Origin of the sequence: Hamadaea tsunoensis DSM 44101 (assembly GCF_000428945.1) — a bacterium.
GTDB lineage: Bacteria > Actinomycetota > Actinomycetes > Mycobacteriales > Micromonosporaceae > Hamadaea > Hamadaea tsunoensis.
On record NZ_AUAX01000015.1, the window covers coordinates 224432 to 249833 of the forward strand.

The window sequence follows — 25402 nt, forward strand, 5'->3', positions numbered from 1 at the left end:
CTCAGGCCGCCGGGAGCAGGAGCCGGGTGCCGGGCGTCAGCCGCAGCGGATCGTCGATGTCGTTGGCCTCCGCCACGTCACGCCAGCGGGTCGCGTCACCGTACGCGGCATAGGAGATCGAGGCGAGGCTGTCGCCGGCGATCACCGTGTGCGCGTGGGTGGAGCGCGCGCTGCCGGAGGTGGGGTTCTGCGGTTTGGGCGGCGTGCCGTGCTTGGCGGGGACCGGGATCTCTTCGAGGGTCAGCTGGCAGACCGCCCGCAGCGGGGTGCCGTCCGGCATGAACAGGGTGTACTTCGCGTTCACCGACTTGACGAAGGCTACGAAGCTGACGATCTTGCCCCAGCCGAAGAGCACGAACGGCGGCAGCGGCTTCTTGCCTTTCGCCAGGGTGGACGGCAGCGGGACCACGCACTTCAGCAGGGTCTCGACCGCCTCGTGCACCTGCACCTTGAGATCCGGGTCGGTGGCATCCAGGAACATCTCCACCGAGATCGATCTCGGGCCCGCCCCGGTGAACTCCGGCATCGCCGCCGACGCGGCGTTCTTATTGGACTTGCGGCTCCACTCGGCGTTCTTGGTGACGGTGTACTCCTTGGGATTGAACATGAACTGCAGCTCGGAAACGGTGCCGACCGAGATCGATCCACCCGGCCCGTCCTTGACCGTGGGCTCCAGGAACTTGAGGTAGGCCTTGGCCATGCCGGTCATTTCGCCGCCCCCTGCTGCAGGAAGCCGTGGTGCGCCAGCTCCAGCGTCTCGGTCGCGACCTTGTTGCTGTCCACTGACATCGACGGACCGGTCCAGCGGACCGGAACGACTCCGACCAGGCTCCACGAGCACACCGGCTTGCCGTCGGCGGTCCGGGCGACGATGGTGGCCGAGGTCCGCTGCACCGTGCCGTTCAGGCTGGCGAACCAGGCGGCGATCTTGGCCGAGTTCTCGTCGACGGCCCGGGTCAGCTTGACGTTGGTGTACTTCATCCGCCCGGTCAGCTGGTGGACGAATCCGTTGTTGCCGCCCTCTTCGTGCTGCTCGATCACCACTTCGCAGCCGATCCCGTCGCAGCCGGTGAAGGCGCCCAGGTTGTGCGAGCCGACCTCCACGCTGAAGCAGACCGCTACCGCCGGATCCGGCTGGGGTGGCGGGTTCTCGGACGGCGACTTGACCATCTGCGGTCTCCCTTCGTTGTCGGTGGTCAATGCCGGTCGTTGTCGGGTTCAGCCGGTCAGTGCAGCCCGGTCGCCAGGCCGGCCCGTTCTCGGTCGCGGCGCAGTTCGTCGCCCAGCCGATCGCGGATCCGGTCGTAGAGCTGCCCGGCCAGCTCGTCGAGGCCGCCGGCCGTCATCGCCGGTCCACCGCCGCCGGCCGGCGGGGTCGAGGCGCCCCCGCTTGACGCCGGGTCCGCCGGAGCTGCCGGGGCGCGGGCCACCATCGGTGGCTGTCCCGTGGCGCGCTGCACGACCGGCACTTCCTCGTCGTACGGGTCGGCCCACCGGAACCGCACGCCGTCGCCGTCCCGTTCGGCCACCCCGGCCGCCAGCGCGGCAGCACCCGGGTCGGCTGTATCAGCGGCGCCGCGTCCGCCGTCGGCTGCGCTCGGTCCCGGCCACCGCTGCACCGAGGCAGCCGCCGCGCCACCCTCGTTGAAGTCCGGCCACAAGCCGACGCCGCCGTCAGTTCCGGCGCCGTTGTCATGCCTGGCTGCGCTGTCATGCCCGTTGTGGTTGTCGCGCAAGGAGATGACGTCGTGCCCGGCACCGGCCGGCTTCGACGACGAGTCAGCACTCGGCCGGCCGGCCGAACCGACCAGCCGAGTCTGGATGGGACGGGCCCCCAGCAACGCCATCGGCGCGGCCGGCACCGGCCGTGCCGCACCGGCGGCCGTCGCCAGGGCGCCGATGTCGAGACCGGTCGGGCTGCCCGGCAACCGGACGTTCGGGCCAGCCGCGCGCGGCCGATCGCGAGGCGACTCGGATGAGGTCGCTCGACCGGTGCCGGACGCCGCGCGATGCTGCCCTGCTCCTGCCGAGTCACGCTGCAGGTGGACGTCTGCCGAAGGATGATGCTGCCGGCCGCCCGTCGACGACCCCGGCTCGGCCCCGCTATCGGTCCACACTGGTCGGTCGGCGGGCATCTCGACCGGTAGCGGTTCGATCCGACCAGGTCCCGCCCACCCAACAGCCGGCGATCCGACTTCGCCAACAGCGTCATCGAGGGCTGCCGTGCCGTCCGCCCCGACTCCGCCTGTCGAGCCGACAGCAAGCGTCCGGCCGACCGCCGATCCGTTCTCCGGCAAGGCTGCTGCCGCTAAGGTGCCGCGCTCGGTGGCCGAGTTGGGCACGCCACGGGTGACGACGCTGTCCCGCGCTGTGGACGCGGGCCCGGCGGAGTCCGATGGGGCCGAAGTGGTCTCCAGTCCGAAGCCCAATCCCATCCGGGCCGACGCCGCGGTCGAGCTGAGCGGACCGATCACCTCGGTCGACTTGTCGGTCTGTACCGAGACGGCCGGGTCCCACGCAGCCTCGTCCTGCGGTCCACCGGCCCCCGCGTTCGGTCCGGCGCTCCGGCTACCGCTCAGTCCAGCGCTCGGGCTGGTGCTCGGGCCGGTTCCGTCCGGCGCTGTCGGGACACCCGGATCCGTCGTCAACTGCCGCTGCAACGCGGAGCCGTCGCGCGGTGGGCCGAGCCGAGGCGTGCGTACCGACGGACGGCCGGTCGCCGACGGTGTCTCGGTGAGCAGGTGCGCTGCCACCCCGCCCGACGTCACGTCAAGCGGGGCGGCAGCCCGCAGTGACTGCGCAGACGGTAGATCCGGACTCGCGTCCGTGGGCCCCAGCAGCGCTGTCGGCGAAGCGTCGGGCCGCGCCGGCCAGGTCTGTCCTGTCGGCCGTACGGGCACCGGTGGCAGCGGCCGTGCGGCCACGATCTCGTCCGCCGGCTCGGTAGCCGAGCCGTCCACGGACAGCAGGCCGGTCGTGAGCGTACGCGGATCGCCGACGTTGTGACCCAACTCGGCCCCGACCGTGATCGACTGCCGGGTGACCAGCGTGTCGGCGAACCGCTGCGCCTGCATGACCGGCCGCAGCAGCCCTGCCGCCGGGACCAATGGTGCCACCTGGGACCAGGCGGCCGCTGCTGCGCCGGACGGTCCGGCAGGTTCACCGGACGATCCGGTTGGCGAGGGCTCGGCGCTGGAAGGGGCGGCGGCTTGTGAGTCCGCCGGCGACGGGCGACGGAGCCGGTTCAGCCATCCCACGGCTACCTCCCCCGGTCCCAGTCGCCGATGATCGACACGAGCCGGGTCCGGTCGGCGTGTTCCAGGTCGAGGATGACGTCCAACGACCAGCCGAAGCGGCACGCCACCGTCGCGGTCTCCTGCCAGAGCTGCTCGGGCGCGTGCCTCACGATTCCCCCAGGCGCCCGCCTGCGGTGTCTGCCGTGAAGTGGCGCCCACAGCCGGGACAAGCGACCTCGACATGGGTGTGCCCCTCGGCGTTCACCCGCCGGTAGAGGTCTTGCAGGAAGGCGAGGTCGGCGGCGAACAGGTTCTCCATCACGCCGGCGTGCACCTCGCGGACCCGGCCGAGCCGGGTCACCACCCGGGCCAGCAGCACGATGGACAGGTAGCCGGGGTTCTCCCGAACCCGGTCGTCGCGCAGCGGGACCAGTTCGTCCCGAGCCGTCGCCAGCCGCATCACCCCGTCGCGGTGCACGTCGCCGTCCGGGTCCACGTAGCCCATCGGCAGGGTGAAGGCGAACTGGGTGATCAGGCGGTCCTCGCGTACCGGAGCGGCCTCCGGTGCCGGTGCGGCGGGCGCCGAGACCGCCCCGAGCACCCGGCGCATCAGGCGACCTCGATGCGCTCGTAGGTGACCGAGAGTTTTTCGGTGAGCAGCGACGTGTCGCCGGCCTTCAGCGAACCGATCTCCAGGCTCTTCGGCCAGGCGTTGACCAACCGGTAGCGCTTGATCTCGGCGCCCTCGAAGTCGTAGATGATGATCGACCCGCCCTTGCGGGCGTCCTTCATCTTTCCGAACTGGCTGGACTTGATCCAGTTGGAGAAGTTCTGGTCGGCGGTGAGTCCCCGGGTCAGCGTGACCTCGCCCGGCTTGGGCCGGCCTGGCAGCCGCTTGACCTCGAACTTGCCGTCGGCGGTGTTCTGCTTGAGATCGATGACGTCCTGCTCGATCTTGAGGCCGCTCACCTCGGTGATCGATTTGATGGTGATGCCGTCGAACTCCAGGCCGAACGAGTGGCCTACGGCGCTGTCACCTTCCGGAATGGGCATGCACAGTTCCTTACTGCCGGCTGAACAGACTCACTACTCGCTGACCAGGCTGGCGCCGCCGGAGAACTGAGCCAGCCGGAAGACGACGAACTCGGCGGGCTTCACCGGCGCGACGCCGATCTCGCAGATGACCTGACCGGCGTCGATGGACTCGGCGATGTTGGTCTCCTCGTCGCACTTGACGTAGAAGGCCTCGTCCGGCGTCAACCCGAACAGCGAGCCGCGCCGCCATTCGTTGATCAGAAACGCGCTGATGGTGCGGCGGAGCTTCGCCCACAGCGCGACGTCGTTGGGTTCGAAGACCGCCCACTGCGTCCCGGCGAGGATGCTCTCCTCCAGGTAGTTGAACAGCCGGCGCACGTTCAGGTAGCGCCAGGCCGGGTCGCCGGACAGCGTCCTGGCCCCCCAGATCCGGATGCCCCTGCCGGGAAAGGCCCGGATGCAGTTGATCCCGACCGGGTTGAGCAGGTCCTGCTCGGCTGAGGTGAGCTGCAGTTCCGGCGCCAGCGCGCCGCGGACGACCTCGTTCGCCGGAGCCTTGTGCACGCCGCGGCTGTCGTCGCTGCGACCCCAGACGCCGGCCACATGCCCGCTGGGCGGCACCATGATCGGCTTGCCGCGCGCGGGGTCCATCACCTTGATCCACGGCCAGTACAGCGCCGCCTGCTTGGAGTCGTAGTTGGCCTGGTCGACGCGCCAATTCTTAATCTGCTGAGCGTTGAGGCCGGGCGGCGGGTCGATGATCGCGACCCGGTCACCCATCAGCTCGCAATGGGCGATCATGGCCTGCTGTACGGCGAGCACGCCCTCCAGGTCGATGATCCCCTGCTGGTACGAGGCCAGCAGGTCCGGGACGGCGAGGATGGTGACCTCCTCGACGGCCTCCAGTCCGGCGAACCCGGTGCGGTCGGCGGAGTCGCCGACGTAATCGGCGGGGCGCAACGTCATCGCGGCCGTGGTCGCCGGCCGCTCGACCGGCGCCGGGGTCGCGGGCGCGCCGCCGCTGAGGGTGACCGTGCCCGCTTCCGGCCTGCCGACCGTCGCCGTGGTCGGCTCGTCCACGGCGATCAGCTTGGACTGCTGGTTGATCACCGTGACGATGTTCGTCCGGCCCGGCTTGGTGGACACGGTGAACTGCTCGCGCTGCTGCCCACGGCGTACGACGACCTTGAACTCGTCTTTGGACGGCTTGTCCGTCCCGCTGTCGTCGGCGCTGTCGTCGGCGGGCGACGGCTCGACCTCGATCTCGATGCCGTCACCGGCCGGGCCGGCTTTGAGCGCGCGGACCGGATACGACCCGAGCAGGCCGGTGGCCACCGCCGACTCGGCCGGGGCGGTGACCGCCGAACCGGCGGCGGCGTCGCCGTCTTCGCCGGCCCCTACCCGTACCACGTAACAGCTGCCGCCGCCGTTGGCGAAGTACCCGTAGACGGCATGAGCCAGATAGGACCCTTCGACGAACTCGCCGAAGGCAGTGGTGAACTGCGTCCAGTTGGTGACCAGGGTGGGCGTGTGGGCGGGGCCGCGAGCGGCCAGTCCGACGAACGCCGCCACAGCGGTGCCGACTCCCTCGATGGGCCGCGAACCCGCCTCCACCTCCTCGACGTACACGCCGGGTGACAGGTAGGGCGCCATCCTCTTCCTCCCTGGGCAGCTTGCGGTGATCTCCGGAAGCCTTGGACCTTTTCGCAGCGTACTGGATAAAAGGTACAATTCTGGGAAACTCGGCATGAGGAGCCTGTCATGCATATCCGCGATGAAGACCTCAGGCGCCACCCGGCCACGAAAAGCCAAACGCCCACCAGATCGGACCTCTCGCAGGTGCAGCGGCGGATGCTGGACCTGCAACGCGCTGCCGGCAATGCCGCGGTGGCGGCGGCATTCGACGAGCAGACGGCAGACGGCCAGCCCCTGGAGCAGCAACGCTCCCCGGTGCTCGACGTGGTCGGCCGGGGCGGCGGATCGCCGCTGCCGCAACCGGTCCGCGCCGACATGGAGTCCCGCTTCGGCGCGGACTTCTCCGGCGTTCGGGTGCACACCGGCGAGCAGGCCGCCAGCAGCGCCGCCAGCCTGCAGGCCCGCGCGTACACAGTGGGCGACGAGATCGTCCTGGGCGCCGGCTCCGCCGACCACACCGGCCAGGACGGCCGGCACACACTGGCGCACGAGCTGACCCACGTGCTCCAGCAGCGCGCGGGCGCCGTCGACGGCACGGCGACCGGCGACGGCATCCAGGTCTCCGACCCGTCCGACCGGTTCGAACAAGCCGCCGAGGCGAACGCGACCTCGGTGCTCGCCGGGCCGCCCGCACCGGCTCCGACCGGCGTCGCCCAACGCCAGGTGGCGCCCGACGAGGAGGAAGCGCCTGTACAGTCGATGGCCGTGCAGCGTACGGACACAGCGGAAGAACCGCCGTACGAGGCGCCGGCCGACTAAAATTCGAGTTGTGACCCGCCAGGTCAAGACGGCACGAGATGACGTGGCGCGCGGCAGCCAACGCCCCACGACGCTGACGTCCCGGCGGAATGCCGGCGCGGGGTCGCGGGCTGGGCCGTTCACCAGCGCCCCACTCGACCAGGGCGGATTGCTCGCCACCCAGCGTCTCGCCGGCAATCGGGCGGCGGTGTGGCAGGTGCAGCAGGCGCCGAACACCTCCGAGCCGATGTCACGGCAGCCCGTCCCGCTCGTCCCGTGGACCGGCGATCCGGTGTCCATGGCGAACGCGCTCCGCAACCTGCTGCTCAACCAGGAACTCGACAGGATCGCCGATTCGCTGGGCATGCTCTGGATACGCGGAATCGTCGACACTCTGCGCATGCTCAAGCTCGACGCCGGCGCGTACGCCGCCATCGTCGCCTCGGCCCGGTTCAAAGGCAACAACCGGCTGATGGCCGCCCGCGACGTGGTCGAGGGCCGGCCGCCCGCGACCGCCGGGCTCTTCAACGACCAGGCCGTCGAGCTGCGCGCCATGAGCGACGTGCCGAACTGGCCGAACATCATCGGCCCGTACGTCAGACACAGCCCGCAGTTGCCCAACTCCGACCTGGCCAGCGATCCGTCCGACGACCCGGTGCTGACCAGCCCGGCCTACCGGGCCGCGCTCTTCGACGCCATCCGCCGCAACCGGATGATGACCGGGCAGTACCTGCTCAACACGGTCAAACCTCGGCCCGCCGACCGGGTGCCGGGTGGCTACAAGTACGTCGGCCCGTCGCACAAGGGCGACTCACCCAGCGAGCTCAACGTGCCGGACCCGAAGCAGGAAGAGGTCAACAAGGCACTGTGGAAGGAGCTCGGCGTCGGCGAGGGCACCCAGGCGTCCATCAACACCTGGGACACCGCCAAGTTCAGCTTCGGGCCCGGTTTCGCCGCCGTCGGCATGCTCCGCCAGGTGATGGACAATCTCACCAAAGCCGGCTCGGAGGTCCTTGTGCCGCTGCGCAACGCGGGCCTGATCTTCGAGAGGGGCACCTGGTTCGTCGTCGACACCGAGGCGCAGGTCGTGCGATCCGGCAACCAGGCGCTGGAGCTGCTGTCCAAGGACGTCGGACTCATCCAGACCTTCCTCGACACCGCCGGTGACGCCAATATGCGCAAGCAGTGGATGGACGCCGAATGGAAGGCGATGCAGGGCGCCAGCGGCGCGGCCGCGGTCCCACCGGAGGTGGTGGAGAAGTGGCCGGTGGAGTTGATCGTCTTCGTCGCGCACTGCGTGCACTGGGGCGGACTGACCTGGAAGGACTGGAAGAGCACCACCCCGCCAAGCCTGTTCCACGTCGTCCGGACCCAGGCCAGGCACGTCGACCGCAGAGCGGACGACCCGCGCATCCTCACCCATCTCAGCGCCGCCACCTTCCTCGGGTTCAGCAACAGGCTGCTCGAACGGACCCTCAAGGCGCAGGGCAGACGGATGGGAATCGAGGCGAACCTCCCCGACGGCTGGAGCACCGGCTTCGCCGGCGCGGTCGCGCTGCCCACCAAGACGTCGACGCCGGTGTTCCACGTGATCGAGGCCGACGAGTAGGCGGTGCGAGGTCGGCGCCGACAGGCTCGGTCGTCGACCCGGCACGTGGTCACGCCGACCAGGCACCGAACCAGCTGCCGAACTCCGCCGGCAGCGCCAGCCGGCCGAGTTTGCGGTACTCCCGATGCACCGCGACGACCAGGTCTGACATCGTCACCGGCCGGCCCTTCTCCGCCGCCAGGTACGCCGCGGTGACCGCGATCGAGCGGATGTTGCCGCCCGACAGCTCGAACGAGCCGGCGAAGTAGTCCAGGTCCAGGTCGGCGGCGCGGGGCAGGTCGGCGGGCAGGCAGGCACGCCACAGCCGTAGCCGGGCGGCCTCGTCGGGCTTCGGGAAGTCGACCACCACGTCGAGCCGGCGCAGGAACGCCTCGTCGAGGTTGGCGCGCAGGTTGGTGGTGAGGATGGCGACCCCGTCGAAGGATTCCATCCGCTGCAGCAGAAACGCGGTCTCCACATTGGCGTACCGGTCGTGCGCGTCGGATACGTCGCTGCGCTTGCCGAACAGCGCGTCGGCCTCGTCGAAGAGCAGCACGGCGTTGCAGTTCTCCGCCTGATCGAAGATCCGGCTGAGGTTCTTCTCGGTCTCGCCGACGTACTTGTCAACCACGGTCGACAGGTCGACGACGTAGAGGTCGAGCCCGAGCTCCGCGGCGACGACCTCGGCGGACATCGTCTTGCCGGTCCCGGAGTCGCCTGCGAAGAGAGCAGTCACACCGGTCCCCCGGCCGCCGCCGGGCCGCATCCTCCAGGCGCCCAGCACGGTGTCCCGGTGACGGACCCGGGCGGTCAGCTCGTGCAGCAGGCTGAGCGCCGGATCGGGTAGCACCAGGTCGGCCCAGCCGACCGCCGGCGTGATCCGGCGCGCCAGCCGTTCCAGGCCGGCGGCGTTGCGGGCGCGGGCGGCGGCGCGGAGCAGCGCGACGGTCACCGTCCCGCCGTCCAGCGCGGCGGCCTGGCGCGCGGCGGCGGCGGACTGGGCGATCTGTTCGGGCGAGAACCGGTACGGCGCGGTGAGGATCGGCAACTCCGCGCCGAGGGTGTGCCGATCGCCCAGCTCGCGCTGCCATAGCGCGACGCGGTCCGGGCCGGTCGGTGCCGGCACGTCGACGAGCTGCGGGATGCGGGCCGACCACTGCGGCTCCCAGCCGGCGGTCCCGGTGAGCAGTACCTCGCCTTCGAGGTCGGCGAACGGGCGGACCCCGGCGCCGGCCGGGTCCCGCTCGGTGAGCGCCTCCGCCGGCCCGGCGATCAGCGCGACGCCGCGCAGCCGAGCCTCCCGGCCGGCCACCCGGGCCAGCTCGTCGAGGTCGTCGACGGCCCCGGCCGGCAGGCGTGCCAGGTCCAGGACGATCGCGCCCGGCCGGGCGGCGACCGCAGCCGCCAGCGCGCAGCCGGGCGCCCTGTCCCGGAGGTAGACCAGACCACCACCGGCGGCGATGAACGGCGTGTCGAGCGCCGGTCGTGGCCGGGACAGCACGGGCAGCAGCAGCGGATCCGGGCTGTCGTCGCCGAGGAGGTGCTGGCACACCCTGTCCGGCACCCGCAGGCCGCGGCTGAGAAATGGGCGGTCGGCGTCCTCGACGACCAGCAGCCCGGCGACGCACAGCGGTCCGGCCGGACCGGCCTGCCGCCGGGCCGCGGCGGACATGGTGGACAGCCCGGCGAGCTCCAGCGCCAGCCGCACGGTGGCCCGTCGGCGGGTGACGTCGTCGTTGAGGTACCCGTACAGCCGCTCGAATCGGGGATCAAGGTCCGGGGCAAGCGCGATCAGCAGCAGGGTGAGGTCGGTCTCGGTGAGCCCGAACGCGGCCGCGAGCCGGCCGGGCGGGCTGTCGTCGGTCGGCCCGACCGGACCGGCCGGCCGGACCGCGCCAATCGGGTCGACCGGTCCCCGCAGCGCGACGTCGACGTGCTCGTCGGACAGGTACAGCCCGCGAAAGGCGTCGTCCGGCTGCGGATCACCGGCGCGCCGGGCCGCCACCGCCAGCGTGACGGCCGCCTCCACGGCGGCGAGCCGGTTCTGCAAGGTGGTCACGGGTTGATCCGAACGACGACCTCTTGCACCGGTGGGCCTGCGGGGAAGCGGATCCCCGGCTGGACCGGGGCGACGATCCGCACGTCCAGCGAAGGGTGCAGTTCACCGCCGAGCGCGGACCATACGTCGGCGAAGGAGCGGTCCTCGGGCGGTGGGAGCGCGACGGTGATCGGCACCGACAGAGCCGCCTCGGCCAGGCTGCCGGTGAGCAGGTCGACCGGGATGGCGTCATGCGAGAGCAGACAGGACAGGGCCGCCGACAGCAGCCGGTGCTCGTCCTCCGGCCGGGTCGTCCAAGCGGAGAGCAGGTAGGACAGCACGAAGTAGCGCGGCAGGACATGCTGGGACACCACCCGGCCGGACTTGTCGTACTCGCCGACGCGGCCCTGGGCCCGGCGGCGCAGATCCTCGCGAATGTCGTAGAGGTAGACGTTGAGAGTGGGCGCGTTGCGGCGCGAGGACCATTCCCTGGTCGGGGCGTCGAGCACGATCTCGATAGCGTCGTCCATCATCGCTTCCCGCCGCAGCAGGGCGGTCAACGCCTCGTCCACTTCAAAGATCACCGCTTCAGGATTCCACCTGAAGCGGTGATCCACGGCAATTCGGGGCGCTATCTCCTAAAGTGACTGACATGGGCGCATCCGCGAGCTTGGAGAACAATGCACTGTCGGCGGCGTGCGGCGAGTCGGTCGCCACCACGCTGACCGTGCGAAACACCGGCACCGTCGTGGATCAGTTCCGGATCTCGGTCCTCGGCGATCCGGGCGAGTGGTGCCAGGTGGACCCTCCGATGATCTCGCTGCTCCCCGGCCACGAGGGCACCGTCTCGTTGCGGTTCTCGCCGCCGCGCGACCCGGCCACGCCTTTCGGGCAACTGCCTTTCGGGGTACGGGTCGAGCCTCAGGAGGACGTCGCCGGGCTGACCGTCGAGGAGGGCGTGCTGACCGTCACGCCCTACGCCGAATTGCAGGTCGACCTGGTGCCGAACACCTCCAAGGGCTGGCGGCGGGCCAAGCACCAGCTGACCGTGGCCAACCGGGGCAACGCTCAGGTGGCGGTGCACTGCGTGGCCACCGATCCCAACGGCGCGCTGGACGTCACGATCGACCCGGTCGGCCAATCCATCGGCCCGGGCGTCGCGGCGCAGGCCAGCGTCCGAGTCAGGCCAAGGCACACGCTGTGGCGCGGCGCCGCGCAGACCTTGCCTTTCACCGTCGGCGTCCAGGTCGGCGTCGCACCGGGACAGACCGCCCCGGCTCCGGTCAACGTGAACGCCAATCTACTGCAGAACGCGATCTTCCCGCCCTGGCTTCCCCGTACGCTGGCCACCATCGCGGCGCTGGTGATCGGGGCGGCGGTCGCCTGGCACGTGGTCCTGCGCCCAACGGTGCAGAACGCCGCCAGCAACGCGGTGGCGGCGCCGCTGGCGCAGACCGACGAGAACATGCGCCGGGTCGCAGACAAGGTCGGGGTGGACATCGTGCCGCTGGACGGCTCTTCGGCGTCCCCCGACCGGTCGCCCCAGGCCGGTGAGGGCGGCGGCGACGCGGCGCTGGGCCTGCCGTTGACCACCCGGCTGAGCATCACCACCGAGCCGGACGGTCAGCAGGTCACAGGGGCCTCCGTCCCGCTGGCGGCGGATCGGGCGCTGACCGTCCCCCGGATACTGGTGCAGAACCCGTACAAGGCGACCGGCCTCCTGGTGATCGGCACCGGTGAGGCGACGGACACGGGCCGGATGACGGGGCAGATCCCGGTCGCGGACCGGCTGGTGGTGATCGCGCTGGGCGAGGACCAGGCCACCCCGACGCAGCCGTTGGTCTTCGATCCGCCGCTGGTGCTGCCGACCGGACGCACCCTCGCGATGACCGTCCAATGTGTCACTGCGGGCACCAGCCCCGGTGGCGGCACCCGGGCCACCTGCGAGATCGCGGCGCTGGTCGGCGGCTACACCCGCAAGGCGACCGAGCCGACCGGCAGCCCCAGCCCCCGGTCGGCCGTCCCGCCGTCACCCGACGACCTCACGCCGACCCAGACCGGCGAGCCCGGCTCAGTGGACGAAAGCGACTCCCCGAGCCCTGAACAGACCTGACGGGCAGGGGCGCCGGCGCGATCACGGCTGATCGGGACGGGCCGTTGGTCGACGACCGAGACGACGATCTGGCCCCGTGGGCGCCCTTACCGCGGCCAGCCTGGAGATGATCGACTTGGCGAGCGCCTGCGGGGCGGCCGTGTGAGGGTCGGCCCGGCATCCGCCCGTCTGACGGATGCCGGGTCGACCTCGGTCACGCCCGCAGCGGGCGCTCCTGTCGCGGTCAGCTGGTGACGAGGTCGAACTGCTCCCACGGGCCGATCGCGGTACGGTTGGCGATCAGCGCGGCAGCACCGGCGTTCTCGGCGACCACGTACCTGCCGTTGGCTTGAGCGCGGAAGCTGACCGTGCCGTTGGAGTTGTGGACGAGACCGAAGGTCTCCCACGATCCGATCGCGGCCCGGTTGGCGATGAGCGACGCCGCTCCGGCGTTCTCCGCGCACACGTACTGGTTGTTGGCGCGGGCCTTGAGGGCCACATTGCCGTTGCCCAGGTCGACGAGGTCGAACTTCTGCGCGGTGCCGACGCTGGTCGCATCGGCGATCAGAGCGGAACTGCCGGCGGTCACGTAGCGGTTGTTGGCACGTGACCGCAGACTGGTCGCCGGGTTCGGGTTGGTGACGGGGCTGCAATCGGCGGCCACTGCCCCTGCGGCAATCTGGATTCCGCCGAGCAGCATCTTGGTGAAGTTGGGGTCGGTATAGGAGGCTTCGGTGTGCCCGAGGCCGGTGTACCACGATCGGCCGCCGCCGTAGGTGCGGCACCAGGTGATCGGGTGGTCGCCGCCCATGTTGCCGCCGGTGTACGTGCTCTCGTCGAGGTTCATCAGTACGCGGACCTTGGAGCGGGGGTTGGTGCGGTAGTTGTACAGCTCGTCAGTGCGTACCCAGTTCGTCGGCAGGTGTGCCGTCGAGGCGTTGGTCGGCGGCTCGACCCGGACCGTCACCTGCTGGATGGCGGGGTGGCTGTCGAAGTACGCGCCGACGAGTTCGCCGTAGAAGGGCCAGTCGTACTCGGTGTCGGCCGCGGAGTGGATCCCGACGTAGCCGCCGCCGGAGCCGATGTAGCTCTGGAACGCGGTCTGCTGGGCGTCGTTGAGGACGTCACCGGTGGTCATGAGCCAGATGACGGCCTGGTACTGGGCGAGGTTCGCGGTCGCGAACTGGCCCGCGTCCTCGGTGGCGGTGACGGCGAATCCGTTGGCGGCGCCCAGTTGCTGGATCGCGGCGATGCCGTTGGGGATCGAGGTGTGTCGGAATCCGGCGGTCTTGGAGAAGACGAGAACCTTCGTCAGTGGTGCGGCCGACGCAGGTGCCGTCGGGGCCAGGATGGTCGCTGCGGCGGCCAGGAAGCTGACGGCCAGGGCGATCAGACGTCTACGCATGTGCTCACTCCTTGGGACGGTGAGGCGGGCGACGCGGGACTGCCGCGATGTCTTCCTCGGATCGGGTTGGTACGCGCCGATGGGCCGGGCTGATGCGCTGCGCCGTCAGCCCGGCAGGGAACGGTCCTACTGTGCGATCAGGTCGAACTTCTCCCATGGACCGATCGCGGTGCGGTTGGCGATCAGCGCCGCGGCTCCGGCGTTCTCGGCGGTGACGTACATGCCGTTGGCCTGAGCCCGGAAGCTGACGGTGCCGTCGGAGTTGTTGATGCGGGCGAAGGTCTCCCACGATCCGACGGCGGCCCGGTTGGCGATCAGCGCGGCCGCGCCGGCGTTCTCGGCGCACACGTACTGGCTGTTGATGCGCGCCCGCAGAGCGACGTTGCCGCCGCCGAGGTCGACGAGGTCGAACTGCTGGGCGGTGCCGACGGTGGTGGCGTTGGCGATCAGCGCCGCGGATCCTGCGGTTACGTAGTTGTTGTTGGCCCGCGACCGCAGGGCGACACCTCCGGTGGGCGTCGACGATGTGTTGAAGGTGAACGAGTCCAGGTCGAACAGGTATCCCGCTCCGCCGGTGAACCGCAGGTACAGCGCGGTCGAGCCGCTGGGGGCGTTGCTCAGGTTCGCCGTGACGCTGGTGAACGTGTCCCAGGAGCCGGTGCTGGCGACCGCGGCAGTGCCCAGCAGCGTCCCGGTCGGCGACCCGGCACGGACCTCGATCGTGCCTCCGGCACCGGCCGACGACACGCGGGCGGTGAGCTGGGTCGCGTCGCTGAGCCGGAACGGCGTGAACGAAATCCAGTCGGTGTTGTCGATGAAGCCGACGGTGGATCCGCCTTCGGCCGTGCTGTGGCCCGCGATCTGGATACCCGACATGGCCGAGAAGTGCTCGGCCTGACGGTGCTTGGGCTGCAGGGTGCGGCTGCTCTTCGAGGTCAGACCGCCGTTGTCGGTGTAGGACGCGTCGAAGATGCCGTAGAGGTTGGCGGCCGCGTCGTGTTCGCCGTCGACGGGGACGGTGATGCTGCCGCTGCAGCCGGTCTTGCTGGTGATCTGGTGGGCGTGGCTGTCGTGGCCGAGGGAGTAGGTGACGGTGACCCGGCTGCAGTCGACGGTGCCGTCTTCCGGGTCGCTGGCCGTGACGGTGAACGGGATGGTGTCGCCGAAGCTGAACAGTTGCCCGTCGGCAGGAGTTTGCAGGGTCACGGTCGGTGCGGTGTTGCCGACGGTGACGACCAGGCTCGCGGTCCCCGACAGCCCTTGCGGATCGGTGACCTTCAGCGTCGGGGTGAAGGTCCCGTTGGCGGTGTAGGTCTTCGTCGGGTTGGCGGCCGTCGAGGTGGTGCCGTCGCCGAAGGTCCACAGGTAGGTCAGCGCACCACCCTCGGGGTCGTTGCTGCCCGCGGAGGAGAACGTGACGGCCAGCGGAGCTTGACCCGAGGTCTTGTTGGCCGCGGCGACCGCGACAGGGCTGCGGTTTCCGCCGCCGATGTACTCGATGCGGTAGAGGGCCGCATCATTGGCGCCGGTTCCGTAGTCCAGGACGTACAGCGCCCCGTCGGGCCCGAACGCCATGTCCATGACCTGCGTACCCGTCCACGGGAAGGCGGAGATCTCACCGTTGGTGCCGTCGGAGTTGACGGCGATGGCCTTGATCCAACGCCGTCCGTACTCACCGGCGAAGTAACGCCCGTCCAGCGACTGGGGGAACTTGACCGGCGAGTTGAGAGCGGCGTTGTAGTGGTAGACCGGGCCGCCCATCGGCGATTCCGAGCCGCCCGCGCCGAACTCCGGCGGGGTTCCGGCGTCGCCGCCGTAGCGGATCCAGGACGGCTTGGCCGCCGGCAGGGTCGTCTGGCCGGTGTTGCGGAACGAGTTGTTCGCCGGACCGGCGGCGCAGTTGTACTTCGGGCCAGTGCTGTTGGCGTTGAAGTCCCACTCGTTGTAGGTCTCGGTGCTGGTGTTGGTCCCGGTGCAGTAGGGCCAGCCGTAGAAGCCGGGGCCGGTGATCCGGTCGAATTCGACCTGGCCGTTGGGTCCGCGGTTCGGGTCGGTAGTGCCCGCGTCCGGCCCGTAGTCGCCGAGATAGACGATGCCGGTGGGCTTGTCGACGCTCATCCGGAACGGGTTGCGGAAGCCCATGGCGTAGATTTCGGCCCGGGTGTTGGCGGTGCCGGGGGCGAACATGTTGCCGGCGGGAATGGTGTAGGTGCCGTCGGCCTGGGGCCGGATGCGCAGCAGCTTGCCGCGCAGGTCGTTGGTGTTGGCCGCCGAGCGCTGGGCGTCGTACTGCGGGTTGCGGTTGGTACGCTCGTCCAAGGGGCTGTAACCGTTGGACTCGAACGGGTTGGTGTCGTCGCCGGTGGTCAGGTAGAGGTTGCCCGACGCGTCGAAGTCGAGGTCGCCGCCGACGTGGCAGCACATTCCCCGGTCGTTGTCGACGGTCAGCACGACCTTCTCGCTGCCGGTGTTGATCGTGTCGTCGCTGTTGAGGGTGAAGCGGGACAGGTTGAGGTGTCCCTTCCAGGCGTTGAAGTCGGCGGTGGTGCCGGTCGCCGGGGCGTCGCCGCCGGGGGTGTTCAGCGGCGGGGAGTAGTACAGCCAGATGAAGCGGTTGGTGGCGAACCCGGGGTCGACGGCGACGCCCTGCAGGCCTTCCTCGTCATGGGTGTACACCGGGATGTTGCCGATGACACGGGTGTTGCCGTTGACGTCGGTCAGCCGGACCGTGCCGTTGCGGGCGGTGTGGACGACCGACCGGTTGGGCAGCACGGCCAGCGACATCGGCTCGCCCAGTTCGGCGGTTCCGACAGCGAGTTGGACCTGCTGGTAGTCCGCGGCGGGGATGGGGGCGGCTGCCGCCGGTTCGGCGGTGCCCGCGAGGGCGACCACCGATCCCGACAACCCCAGCAGCACGCCGGCGATGATGCGTTGGAGGTTCATGTGGGTGATGTCCTTCCAGGCAGCGGAGACGGGCAGCCTGCATCACCCGGGTGCGAGGGACGGCGCTCGGCGATGCGGAATGCCATGCATCCGCGATGTGGGAGTCTGCTCACCAGCCGAATCGCCGAATAGCGGTCAGTGAGGGCCGTGCGGGACGAGCTTCCTGGATCGTGCTGTTGGTCCGTTGCGTTGGCTGAACCCGCTCGAGATGCCGGGGCTTCCAGTCCGTAGCTACATTTACCTATCCTCACATTCCCATACATAGATGATTATTCCGAGAATCCTGCCGGTGCTAGCGGCAGGAAGACGGGGATGGTGCGGCGACCGGTCACCACCGCGGGCGAGGCCCGGCGGCCGTCGCCGCGCGGGCGGTCACTCCTTGGTACTGAAGGCGGCGTCGAAGGACGCCGTCGGCGGGTCGAACGCGAGACGGCGTACGAAGGCGAGCGCCTCGGGCGCGCCGAGGAGCCGGTCCATGCCGGCGTCCTCCCACTCGACCGAGATCGGCCCGGTGTAGCCGATCGCGTTGAGCGCCCGGAAGGAGTCCTCCCAGGGAACGTCGCCGTGGCCGGTGGAGATGAAGTCCCAGCCGCGTCGCAGGTCGGCCCAGGGAAGGTGGGACGACAACCGGCCGCGGCGGCCGTCGCCGGTACGCACCTTGGCGTCTTTGCAGTCGACGTGGTAGATCCGATCGGCGAATTCGAGGATGAAGTTGACGGGGTCGAGGTCCTGCCAGACGAAGTGCGACGGGTCCCAGTTGAGGCCGAAGGCCGGACGGTGGCCGATCGCGTCGAGGGCCCGGCGGGTGGTCCAGTAGTCGTAGGCGATCTCGCTGGGGTGGACCTCGTGCGCGAAGCGGACGCCGACCTCGTCGAAGACGTCGAGGATGGGGTTCCAGCGGTCGGCGAAGTCCTGGTACCCGGCGTCGATCATCGAGGCCGGCACGGGCGGGAACATGGCCAGGGTGTGCCAGATCGAGGAGCCGGTGAACCCGATGACGGTCTGTACGCCGAGCCGCGCAGCCGCCCGGGCGGTGTCCTTCATCTCCTGGGCGGCGGCCTGGCGGACCGCTTCGGGGTCGCCGGTCCCCCAGATCCGGGCGGGCAGGATGCCTTGGTGGCGCTCGTCGATCGGATGGTCGCAGACGGCCTGGCCGACAAGATGGTTGGAGATCGCCCAGACCCGCAGGCCGTACTTGTCCAATGTGGCCTTCTTGGCGTCGATGTAGGCCGGGTCCGCCAGCGCCTTGTCTACCTCGAAGTGGTCGCCCCAGCAGGCGATCTCCACACCGTCGTAGCCCCAGGACGCGGCCAGCCGGCAGACCTCCTCGAACGGCAGGTCCGCCCACTGGCCGGTGAACAGGGTGATGGGTCGAGCCATGACACTTCCTTTGCTGTCGTGTGCGGGCGTGATCGGCCGTGGGATCGTGGGCTGGGCAGGCAGGAGGGGTCGGCGTCCGCTCCCGCCCGCCCAGCGGATGTGAACCGGGGCGACGGTGCGCACCGTCGACCGACTCACGTTCTCCCCGTTGCGTGGATGCCGTCGAGGCCGGCCGGAAGCGTTACGGCCGGGACTCCGCGAACACACCCGCGGGAGTGGACACCGGAACCCAGGTGCCGTCGTCAGCGCTGCGCTGCACGGCATCGAGCACCAGCTGCACCTGGTACGCCTCATCGAACGAGGGGCTGGGCTGGGCCTTGTGTGCGATGGCCTCGACCAGGTCGCGTACCTGATGGGTGAAGCTGTGCTCGTAGCCGATGATGTGGCCGGGCGGCCACCACGCCGACATGTAGGGATGCTCGGGCTCGGTGACGAGGATGCGGGTGAACCCCTGCCCCGCCGAGGGCAGCGTCGTGTCGTAGAACTCGAGCTCGTTGAGGCGCTCGAGGTCGAACACCAGCGAGCCGGCCGAGCCGTTGATCTCGATGCGCAGCCCGTTCTTGCGCCCGGTGGCGAACCGGGTCGCCTCATAGGTGGCGACGGCGCCACCGGACAGCCGGGCCAGGAACAGGGCGGCGTCGTCGACGGTCACCGGGCCGGTCGCGGCCTGCGTACCGCCGTCGCTGGTGGCGGCCAGGCCGCTCGATTGCGCGGGCAACGGCCGCTGCCGGATGAACGTCTCGGTCAGCGCGCTGACCCGGGTGATGTGCTGCCCGGTGACGTACTGGGTGAGGTCGACGATGTGCGCGCCGATGTCGCCCAGTGCACCGGATCCGGCGTGTTCGCGTTGCAGCCGCCACACCAGCGGGAACTGGGGGTCGGTGATCCAGTCCTGCAGGTACACCGCGCGTATGTGCCGGATCTGGCCGAGCTTGCCGTCGCTGACGAGCCGGCGCATCAGCGCAGCCGCCGGGACGCGCCGGTAGTTGTAGCCGCACATCGCGACCACCCCCCGTTCACCGGCGCGGGCGGCCGCCTCGACCATGGCCTCGGCTTCGGCGACGCTGTTGGCCAGCGGCTTCTCGCACAGCACGTGCTTTCCGGCCGCCAGCGCGGCGACCGCGATCTCGGCGTGCGAGTCGCCCGGCGTACAGATGTCGATCAGGTCGATGTCGGGTCGCTCGACGAGATCGCGCCAGTCGGTGACCGCTTCGTCCCACCCGAGCCGGTCGGCCGCCGCCGACACCTTCTGCGGGTCGCGACCGCAGATCGCCGCCATGCGTACCTGAAGAGGCAGGTCGAAGACCCGGTTCGCCGTACGCCACGCCTGGGAGTGGGCGGCGCCCATGAACGCGTAGCCGACCATGCCGACCCGCAGTACGTCCGTGCCGGACATGAGCGGTTTCCTTTCTCAGGAGCGGAAGCCCAGGGGCATGTACTGGTCCACGTTGTCCTTCGTGATGGTCTCCGACTGCAGGATGATCAGCTTGGGTACCTGCAGTTCGGCGAGTTCGCTCATCTTGCGGCCCTGGGCGATGAGGCGGGCCAGGTTGATGGCCGAGGACGCCATGGTGGGGCTGTAGGTGACGGTGGCCTCCAGCGGTGTGTCGCCGGCCTTGATGTGCTGCATCGCGTCCAGCGATCCGGCACCGCCGACCATGAAGAACTCCTTGCGGCCGGCCTGCTGCATGGCCTGCAGGACGCCGACACCCTGGTCGTCGTCGTGGTTCCAGACCGCGTCGATGTGCGGGTTGCCCGACAGCAGGTTGGCGGTGACCTCCTGCCCGGAGGCCACGGTGAACCTGGCCGCGATCCGCGGGCCGACCTTGAGCCCGTACAGCGCGAGCGCGTCGCGGAAGCCCTTGGACCGGTCCTGGGTCAGCTGGAGCTCGTCGATGCCGGGGATCTCGGCGATGACCGGGTTCGTCTTGCCCTTGAGCTTCTGGCCGATGTAGTGCCCGGCGGCCACGCCCATGCCGTAGTTGTCGCCCTTGATCAGCAGCCGGTACGCCAGCGGGTCGCTGAACTCCCGGTCGAGGTTGACCACCGGGATGCCGGCGTCCATGGCCTTGCGGCCGGTGGAGGTCATCTGCGCGCCGTCATGGGGCAGCATGACGATGACGTCGGGCTTCTGGGAGATCAGCGATTCGACGGCCGGGCGCTGCTCGGTGACGTCCTTGCCGGCGGCTACCGGGACGAAGGTGACCTCGCTGTACTTGCCGGCCTGGGCGGTGGCGTTGGCGGTGATCGCGGCGATCCAGCCGTGGTCGGCCGCCGGCGCCGAGAAGCCGATCTTGACGGCCTTGCCGGGCGCGGTGTTGTCACCCTGGCTGTTGTTGACGGTCTGGCTGCCGCTGCCCGAGTCGCCCTTCTTCTCGTTGCTGGTGCAGGCGGCCAGCAGCGCGCCGCCGCCGACCGCGGATCCGATGGCCAGGAGCCGCCGGCGGGACAGGGCATCTGATACAGACATGGGATCTCCCGAATGTAAGATGTGTTCTCCTCCGCGTTCGTCCGCAGTGGACGAACGCGCTTCGTTGCGGGGCCTGGTTTTCGCGTCTCCGGGCTAGCCGGAGGTACGCCGTCGCAGTGAGCTCACGCGGAACTGCTGGATCAGGACGGCGGCCACGATGATGGCCCCCTTGACGATGAGCTGGTACTCCTGCTCGAGGTTGTTGACGATGAACAGGTTGGTGATGCCCTTGAAGATGACGACGCCCAGCAGCGAGCCGACGATGGTCCCCCGGCCGCCGCTGAGGGCGGTACCGCCGATGATCGCCGCGGCGATGGCGTCGAGCTCGTAGAGGTCGCCGTGGTCGGCCGCGCCGGCACTGGACAGGGAGACCACGATGATGGCGGCGATGCCGCAGCACAGGCCCGACAGTGCGTAGAGCAGGACGAGGTGACGGCGGATGTTGATGCCGGCCAGCCGGGCCGCTTCGGGATTGCCGCCGATGGCGAAGGTACGCCGTCCGAAGGTGGTCCGGTTGAGCAGGATCCAGCCGAGTACGCCGACGGCGAGCATGATCAGGACGAGGGCCGGGATGCCGAGGATCTTGTTGAAGGAGAGCTGGTTGATGAACTGGTTGGCGACGTCGACGCGCTGAGTGAGCTTCCCGGAGATCATCTGCGCCAGGCCGCGGGCGGCGACGAGCATGGCGAGGGTGGCGATGAACGGCACGAGTCGCCCGTAGGCGATGAGTACGCCGTTGAGCGAGCCCGCGATGACGCCCACGACGACCGCGGTGAAGATCATGCCGAGGGAGCCGAACTGCTGGGTGGCCACCGTGGTGCACCAGACGCTGGTGAGGGCGACCAGCGCGCCGACCGACAGGTCGATGCCGCCGCCGATCATCACGAAGGTCATGCCGACGGTGATGACTCCGATGGCCGACGCCTGCGTGAGGATCAGCAGTTCGTTGCGCCACAACCAGTCCAGGTCCAGGAACAGGTCGGGCCGGGTGATCGCGCCGACGGCGAGGATCGCGATCAGCACCCCCACCAGTCCGAGGTTTCGCTTGACCGGCTCACTCCACTCCCGGCGGCCGGCCGGGATCGGTGTGGCCTTCTCCAGAACCGTCATACCGCGTTCTCCGTCTCCAGCAACGATCCCGCCATCACCATGTCCAGCACGGTGTGCTCGTCTAAAGTGGATGCCTCGGCCTCGTGGATGAGGCGGCCCTCCCGCATGACCAGAACCCGGTCGGCCAGTCCCAGCACCTCGGGTACCTCGCTGGAGACCAGCAGGATGCCGACCCCGTCGGCGACCAGCCGCCGGATGACCTCGTACAGTTCGGCGCGGGCGCCCACGTCCACGCCGCGGGTGGGTTCGTCGAGCAGCAGCAGCCGGGTGCCGCCCAGCAGCCACCGCCCCACCACCACCTTCTGCTGGTTTCCGCCCGACAGCGTCCGGACGGGGCGCTCGACTCCCGGTGGGCGTACCTGCAACTCGTCGGCGATGCGTACGGCTGCGGTGCGCTCTCGGCCGTGGGAGGTGAAACCGGCGCTGGCGAAGCGGCCGAACGTCGCCAGGGTGATGTTGCGATAGACCGGATCGTCGAGGACCAGCGCCTGGCTCTTGCGTTCCTCCGGGGCCATTCCGAGCCCCTGGCGGACCGCGGCACGCACGTCCCCGGGACGCAGCTCCTGCCCGGCGACGCGTACCGTGCCGGCTCCGGCGCGCCGGGCCCCGTAGATCGTCTCCAGCAACTCCGACCGCCCGGAGCCGACCAGGCCCGCGATGCCCACGATCTCTCCCGCGTGGACTTTCAGCGAGACGTCGTGGAACTCGCCGGCCAGGCTCAGCCCTTCCACCGCCAGCAGCTCGGCCCCCGGGCTGTGGTCCGGGCGGGGCGGGAAGACGTACTCGATCGTGCGGCCGGTCATCTTCGACACCAGTTCCCGGGTCGGGGTGCCCTTGGCGTCCAGGTTCGCCGCCGACGTCCGGCCGTCCTTGAGGACGGTCACCCGGTCGCCGATGTCGCGGATCTCCTCCAGCCGGTGGGAGATGTAGATGACGGCGATGCCCTGCGCGGTCAGTTCCCGGATCACCCGGAACAGGTTGGCCACCTCGTCATGGGCCAGGACCGCACTGGGCTCGTCCATGATCAGCAGCCGGGCGTCCATCGACAACGCGCGCGCCATGCTCACGATCTGCTTGGCCGCCGAGGGCAGCTTGGCCACCTCACGGTCGACCGGTATCTCCCCGTGTCCCAGGCGGGTCAGCACGCCGCGGGCCGCCTCGCGCATCCGGCCGCGGTGGACGAACCCCAGGCCGGCCGGTTCGCGGCCGAGGAACACGTTGTCGGCCACGCTCAAGCCCTCGACGAGGTCGAGTTCCTGGTAGATGGTGGCGATCCCGGCCCGCATCGCGGCCTGGGGACGGGCGAAGGACACCTCTTCGCCGAGCCACATGATGCGGCCGGCGTCCGGCCGGTGCGCCCCCGACAGCACCTTGATCAGCGTCGACTTGCCCGCGCCGTTCTGCCCGAGCAGGCAGTGCACCTCACCGGCCCGCACCTCGAGGTCCACGCCGTCCAGCGCCCGCACACCGGGGAAGTCCTTGACGATCCCCTGCAGCTCCAGGACCACCTCGGCGGCGGTCCCACGCATCGAGACTTGAACGTCCTTCACATGGATGAAGGTAGACTGGACTTCTGTCGACGGTCAAGCAAAACTTTGCAGATTGGCGACGATCGTGTTACGAGCTCGGCACATAAGGTTGCAACTATGATCGCTAGCCGCCCAGAAGTCGGCTCGGGTACCGGTATGTTCCGGAAACCTTTGTGGTTCACTGGTCCAATGGAGGAGCTGTTGAAGTTCGCGCCCCGGCCGACCGGCGCCGGCGAGATGTTCCAGCTGCTCCGGGACGGGCAACCGCGGACCCGCGCCGACCTCGCCGCCATCACCGGGCAGGCCCGCTCCACCATCGCCGCCCGGCTGGACCTGCTCGTGTCCGCCGGACTCATCGGACCGGCGGGCGAGGCCAACTCGACCGGCGGCCGCCCCCCGGCGACCTTCGCCTTCCGGCCCAACGCCAAGATCGTCCTAGCCGTCGAGGTCGGCGTGGCGTACGCCCACGTCGCCGTCACCGACCTCGCCGCGACGATCCTCGCCGAAACCGAGGAGCCGCTGGCGATCACCGACGGGCCGCAGATCGTGCTGTCGCTGATCGCCGAGAGCGCCAAGAAGCTGATCGCCCTCGCCGGCCGCTCGCTGGACGAGCTGGCGAGTGTGGGCGTGGGCCTGCCCGGGCCGGTCGACTACCTGACCGGGCGGCCGATCAGCCCGCCCATCATGGCCGCCTGGGACGACGCCGACGTGCCCGGCATCCTGCAGCGCCTGCTCGGGCCGCCCGTGCTGGTCGACAAGGACGTCAACCTGATGGCGCTGGGCGAACATCGCCGGGCCTGGCCGGACACCGCCGACATGATCTTCGTCAACGTGGCGAACAACATCGGCTCCGGCATCATCTCCGACGGCGAACTACGCCGCGGAGCGCAGGGAGCCGCCGGCGACATCGGCCATATCCCGGTACCCAACGCCGCCGGGCTGCTCTGCCGGTGCGGCAACGTCGGCTGCCTGGAGGCCATCGCCAGCGGCAATGCCATCGCCGCTTCGCTGCAGGCGCGCGGCCTGGACACAGCCGACATCGGCGACGTCGTCGCCCTCGTACGCTCCGGCGACGTCGCCGCCAGCCAAGCCGTCCGCCAGGCCGGCCGAGAGATCGGCACCGTCGTCGCGTCGTGCGTCAGCATCCTCAATCCGGCCCTCATTGTCATCGGAGGGGTGGTCGCCACCGCCAGCGAGCACCTGATCGCGGGCATCCGGGAGTCGGTCTACCAGAGCTCCCTTCCCCGCGCGACCGAACATCTGCGGATCGCCACCTCCCGCAACACGTCGCAGGTCGGTATTCTCGGCGCCAGCGTGATGGCGGCCGAACATGTGCTCTCACCACGCGCGATCGACGCGCTCATCCCCATGCCGGCCGATGGGCGCTAAGGTCGTCGCCAAGCCCTGTCGGCAACGCGCGTGAGAGGAGATCCGATGTCTCTGCGGATTCGTCGAGCCTTGGTCGTCCGTGGCGGCTGGGAGGGCCACATTCCCGTCGAGGCCACGGACATGTTCATCCCGTACCTCAAGGAGGCCGGGTTCGACGTCACCGTGGAAGACTCGCTGGAGTCCTACGCCGACACCGAATTCATGGCCGGCATCGACCTGATCGTCCAGTGCTGGACCATGGGCGAGATCCTCCCCGACGAGATGCGCGGCCTGCGCGAGGCGGTCGCCGCCGGCACCGGATTCGCCGGCTGGCACGGCGGCATCGTGGACTCGTTCCGCATGGCGACCGACTATCTCCAGATGGTGGGCGGGCAGTTCGCCGCGCACCCCGGTGACCTTCGCCCGCACACCGTGGAAGTCGTGCCCGAGAAGGCGGACCATCCCATCGTCGCCGGCGTCGGCACGATCCCGCTGAACTCCGAGCAGTACTGGATGCTCACCGACGCCAACAGCGAGGTACTGGCCACCACGACCATCCACCCCACCGACGGCGATCCCTGGACCGAGCCGATCGTCTCGCCTGCCGTGTGGACCCGCCCCTGGGGGCAGGGCAAGGTGTTCGTCTGCACGCCCGGCCACCAACTGGCCGACCTCGCCACCCCGGCCATCCGCACGATCATCAACCGCGGAATGGTCTGGGCCGCCCGCTGATCCTTGCGGCACGAGAGGCGTACGCCGAGATCCGGCGATGACC

At 69.8% G+C, this 25402-nt stretch carries 21 protein-coding genes; 5 read left to right on the top strand and 16 right to left on the bottom strand.

The genetic code is table 11. The features are described from left to right. Position 1: 1 nt before the first annotated feature. The 7 genes from G401_RS0121630 to G401_RS0121660 all read right to left on the bottom strand — a co-directional run bounded on the left by G401_RS0121630 (position 2) and on the right by G401_RS0121660 (position 5924). The gene (locus tag G401_RS0121630; RefSeq protein ID WP_027344148.1) at positions 2-709 is read right to left on the bottom strand and encodes a CIS tube protein; all 708 of its coding nucleotides are present in this window, start codon (positions 707-709) and stop codon (positions 2-4) included. After that, the gene (locus tag G401_RS47380) at positions 706-1170 is read right to left on the bottom strand and encodes a phage tail protein (RefSeq protein ID WP_034592523.1); all 465 of its coding nucleotides are present in this window, start codon (positions 1168-1170) and stop codon (positions 706-708) included. Before G401_RS47380 ends, G401_RS0121630 begins: the two co-directional genes overlap by 4 nt. A 56-nt stretch (positions 1171-1226) precedes the next feature. Continuing rightward, on the bottom strand, positions 1227-3116 hold the full coding sequence (locus G401_RS56020) for a hypothetical protein (protein WP_157546072.1): 1890 nt from the start codon (positions 3114-3116) through the stop codon (positions 1227-1229). 143 nt (positions 3117-3259) lie between these two features. Further along, the gene (locus G401_RS54905) at positions 3260-3406 is read right to left on the bottom strand and encodes a DUF6760 family protein (protein WP_211240798.1); all 147 of its coding nucleotides are present in this window, start codon (positions 3404-3406) and stop codon (positions 3260-3262) included. Next, a complete protein-coding gene (locus tag G401_RS0121650) occupies positions 3403-3846 on the bottom strand; it encodes a hypothetical protein (protein ID WP_027344150.1) in 444 nt (147 codons plus the stop codon). Before G401_RS0121650 ends, G401_RS54905 begins: the two co-directional genes overlap by 4 nt. Continuing rightward, a complete protein-coding gene (locus G401_RS0121655) occupies positions 3846-4289 on the bottom strand; it encodes a phage tail protein (protein ID WP_027344151.1) in 444 nt (147 codons plus the stop codon). The genes G401_RS0121650 and G401_RS0121655 overlap by 1 nt, the downstream gene beginning before the upstream one ends. 33 nt (positions 4290-4322) lie before the next feature. Further along, complete coding sequence (locus G401_RS0121660; protein WP_027344152.1) at positions 4323-5924, bottom strand: phage tail sheath family protein; 1602 nt, start codon at positions 5922-5924, stop codon at positions 4323-4325. A 198-nt stretch (positions 5925-6122) separates the two neighbouring features. Here G401_RS0121660 and G401_RS47385 point away from each other — a divergent pair, with 198 nt between their 5' ends. Continuing rightward, complete coding sequence (locus G401_RS47385; RefSeq protein ID WP_211240799.1) at positions 6123-6725, top strand: eCIS core domain-containing protein; 603 nt, start codon at positions 6123-6125, stop codon at positions 6723-6725. A gap of 10 nt (positions 6726-6735) precedes the next feature. Beyond that, complete coding sequence (locus G401_RS0121670) at positions 6736-8313, top strand: hypothetical protein (RefSeq protein WP_157546075.1); 1578 nt, start codon at positions 6736-6738, stop codon at positions 8311-8313. A gap of 49 nt (positions 8314-8362) precedes the next feature. Here G401_RS0121670 and G401_RS0121675 read toward each other — a convergent pair whose 3' ends face one another. Both G401_RS0121675 and G401_RS47390 read right to left on the bottom strand, forming a co-directional pair. After that, positions 8363-10351 (bottom strand): ATP-binding protein, encoded by a 1989-nt coding sequence (locus G401_RS0121675; RefSeq protein WP_027344154.1) that lies wholly within the window; start codon positions 10349-10351, stop codon positions 8363-8365. Beyond that, positions 10348-10914, bottom strand: a complete 567-nt coding sequence (locus G401_RS47390) for a DUF4255 domain-containing protein (protein WP_034592526.1) — start codon at positions 10912-10914, stop codon at positions 10348-10350. Before G401_RS47390 ends, G401_RS0121675 begins: the two co-directional genes overlap by 4 nt. 68 nt (positions 10915-10982) lie before the next feature. On the opposite strand from G401_RS47390, the gene G401_RS0121685 reads away from it, so the two are divergent. Then, the gene (locus tag G401_RS0121685; protein ID WP_027344155.1) at positions 10983-12443 is read left to right on the top strand and encodes a COG1470 family protein; all 1461 of its coding nucleotides are present in this window, start codon (positions 10983-10985) and stop codon (positions 12441-12443) included. 223 nt (positions 12444-12666) lie between these two features. On the opposite strand, the gene G401_RS0121690 is transcribed toward G401_RS0121685, so the two are convergent. The 7 genes from G401_RS0121690 to G401_RS0121720 form a co-directional block, all read right to left on the bottom strand. Beyond that, positions 12667-13827, bottom strand: coding sequence for a ThuA domain-containing protein (locus tag G401_RS0121690; protein WP_027344156.1), 1161 nt, complete (start codon positions 13825-13827; stop codon positions 12667-12669). Between the two features lie 126 nt (positions 13828-13953). Further along, positions 13954-16770, bottom strand: coding sequence for a carbohydrate-binding protein (locus G401_RS47395; RefSeq protein ID WP_034592529.1), 2817 nt, complete (start codon positions 16768-16770; stop codon positions 13954-13956). A gap of 372 nt (positions 16771-17142) precedes the next feature. After that, on the bottom strand, positions 17143-18150 hold the full coding sequence (locus G401_RS0121700; RefSeq protein WP_027344157.1) for a sugar phosphate isomerase/epimerase family protein: 1008 nt from the start codon (positions 18148-18150) through the stop codon (positions 17143-17145). Between the two features lie 181 nt (positions 18151-18331). Next, positions 18332-19546 carry a Gfo/Idh/MocA family protein gene (locus tag G401_RS0121705; RefSeq protein ID WP_027344158.1) on the bottom strand — a complete coding sequence of 405 codons (1215 nt, stop codon included), beginning with the start codon at positions 19544-19546 and terminating at the stop codon, positions 18332-18334. 15 nt (positions 19547-19561) lie between these two features. Next, positions 19562-20620: a substrate-binding domain-containing protein gene (locus tag G401_RS0121710; RefSeq protein ID WP_034592531.1), complete on the bottom strand. Its 1059-nt coding sequence runs from the start codon at positions 20618-20620 to the stop codon at positions 19562-19564. Between the two features lie 93 nt (positions 20621-20713). Then, a complete protein-coding gene (locus G401_RS0121715; RefSeq protein ID WP_027344160.1) occupies positions 20714-21730 on the bottom strand; it encodes an ABC transporter permease in 1017 nt (338 codons plus the stop codon). Beyond that, positions 21727-23259, bottom strand: a complete 1533-nt coding sequence (locus G401_RS0121720; RefSeq protein ID WP_051366960.1) for a sugar ABC transporter ATP-binding protein — start codon at positions 23257-23259, stop codon at positions 21727-21729. The genes G401_RS0121715 and G401_RS0121720 overlap by 4 nt, the downstream gene beginning before the upstream one ends. A 189-nt stretch (positions 23260-23448) precedes the next feature. Between G401_RS0121720 and G401_RS0121725 the strand changes: the two genes are divergently transcribed. Together G401_RS0121725 and G401_RS0121730 are read left to right on the top strand one after the other, a co-directional pair. Next, complete coding sequence (locus tag G401_RS0121725) at positions 23449-24648, top strand: ROK family transcriptional regulator (protein ID WP_027344162.1); 1200 nt, start codon at positions 23449-23451, stop codon at positions 24646-24648. A gap of 45 nt (positions 24649-24693) precedes the next feature. Continuing rightward, entirely contained in the window at positions 24694-25359 is a 666-nt protein-coding gene (locus tag G401_RS0121730) for a ThuA domain-containing protein (protein ID WP_027344163.1), read from the top strand. The last annotated feature ends 43 nt before the right edge of the window (positions 25360-25402 follow it).

What these genes read in the sequence shown, in the direction of transcription:
- G401_RS0121700 (WP_027344157.1), bottom strand. Translation starts at nt 18,150, where the DNA reads ATGGCTCGACCCATCACCCTGTTCACCGGCCAGTGGGCGGACCTGCCG.
- G401_RS0121730 (WP_027344163.1), top strand. Translation starts at nt 24,694, where the DNA reads ATGTCTCTGCGGATTCGTCGAGCCTTGGTCGTCCGTGGCGGCTGGGAG.
- G401_RS47380 (WP_034592523.1), bottom strand. Translation starts at nt 1,170, where the DNA reads ATGGTCAAGTCGCCGTCCGAGAACCCGCCACCCCAGCCGGATCCGGCG.
- G401_RS0121715 (WP_027344160.1), bottom strand. Translation starts at nt 21,730, where the DNA reads ATGACGGTTCTGGAGAAGGCCACACCGATCCCGGCCGGCCGCCGGGAG.
- G401_RS0121705 (WP_027344158.1), bottom strand. Translation starts at nt 19,546, where the DNA reads ATGTCCGGCACGGACGTACTGCGGGTCGGCATGGTCGGCTACGCGTTC.
- G401_RS0121690 (WP_027344156.1), bottom strand. Translation starts at nt 13,827, where the DNA reads ATGCGTAGACGTCTGATCGCCCTGGCCGTCAGCTTCCTGGCCGCCGCA.
- G401_RS0121630 (WP_027344148.1), bottom strand. Translation starts at nt 709, where the DNA reads ATGACCGGCATGGCCAAGGCCTACCTCAAGTTCCTGGAGCCCACGGTC.
- G401_RS0121650 (WP_027344150.1), bottom strand. Translation starts at nt 3,846, where the DNA reads ATGCGCCGGGTGCTCGGGGCGGTCTCGGCGCCCGCCGCACCGGCACCG.
- G401_RS47395 (WP_034592529.1), bottom strand. Translation starts at nt 16,770, where the DNA reads ATGAACCTCCAACGCATCATCGCCGGCGTGCTGCTGGGGTTGTCGGGA.
- G401_RS0121720 (WP_051366960.1), bottom strand. Translation starts at nt 23,259, where the DNA reads ATGCGTGGGACCGCCGCCGAGGTGGTCCTGGAGCTGCAGGGGATCGTC.
- G401_RS0121685 (WP_027344155.1), top strand. Translation starts at nt 10,983, where the DNA reads ATGGGCGCATCCGCGAGCTTGGAGAACAATGCACTGTCGGCGGCGTGC.
- G401_RS0121660 (WP_027344152.1), bottom strand. Translation starts at nt 5,924, where the DNA reads ATGGCGCCCTACCTGTCACCCGGCGTGTACGTCGAGGAGGTGGAGGCG.
- G401_RS0121725 (WP_027344162.1), top strand. Translation starts at nt 23,449, where the DNA reads ATGGAGGAGCTGTTGAAGTTCGCGCCCCGGCCGACCGGCGCCGGCGAG.
- G401_RS0121710 (WP_034592531.1), bottom strand. Translation starts at nt 20,620, where the DNA reads ATGTCTGTATCAGATGCCCTGTCCCGCCGGCGGCTCCTGGCCATCGGA.
- G401_RS0121655 (WP_027344151.1), bottom strand. Translation starts at nt 4,289, where the DNA reads ATGCCCATTCCGGAAGGTGACAGCGCCGTAGGCCACTCGTTCGGCCTG.
- G401_RS47385 (WP_211240799.1), top strand. Translation starts at nt 6,123, where the DNA reads ATGCTGGACCTGCAACGCGCTGCCGGCAATGCCGCGGTGGCGGCGGCA.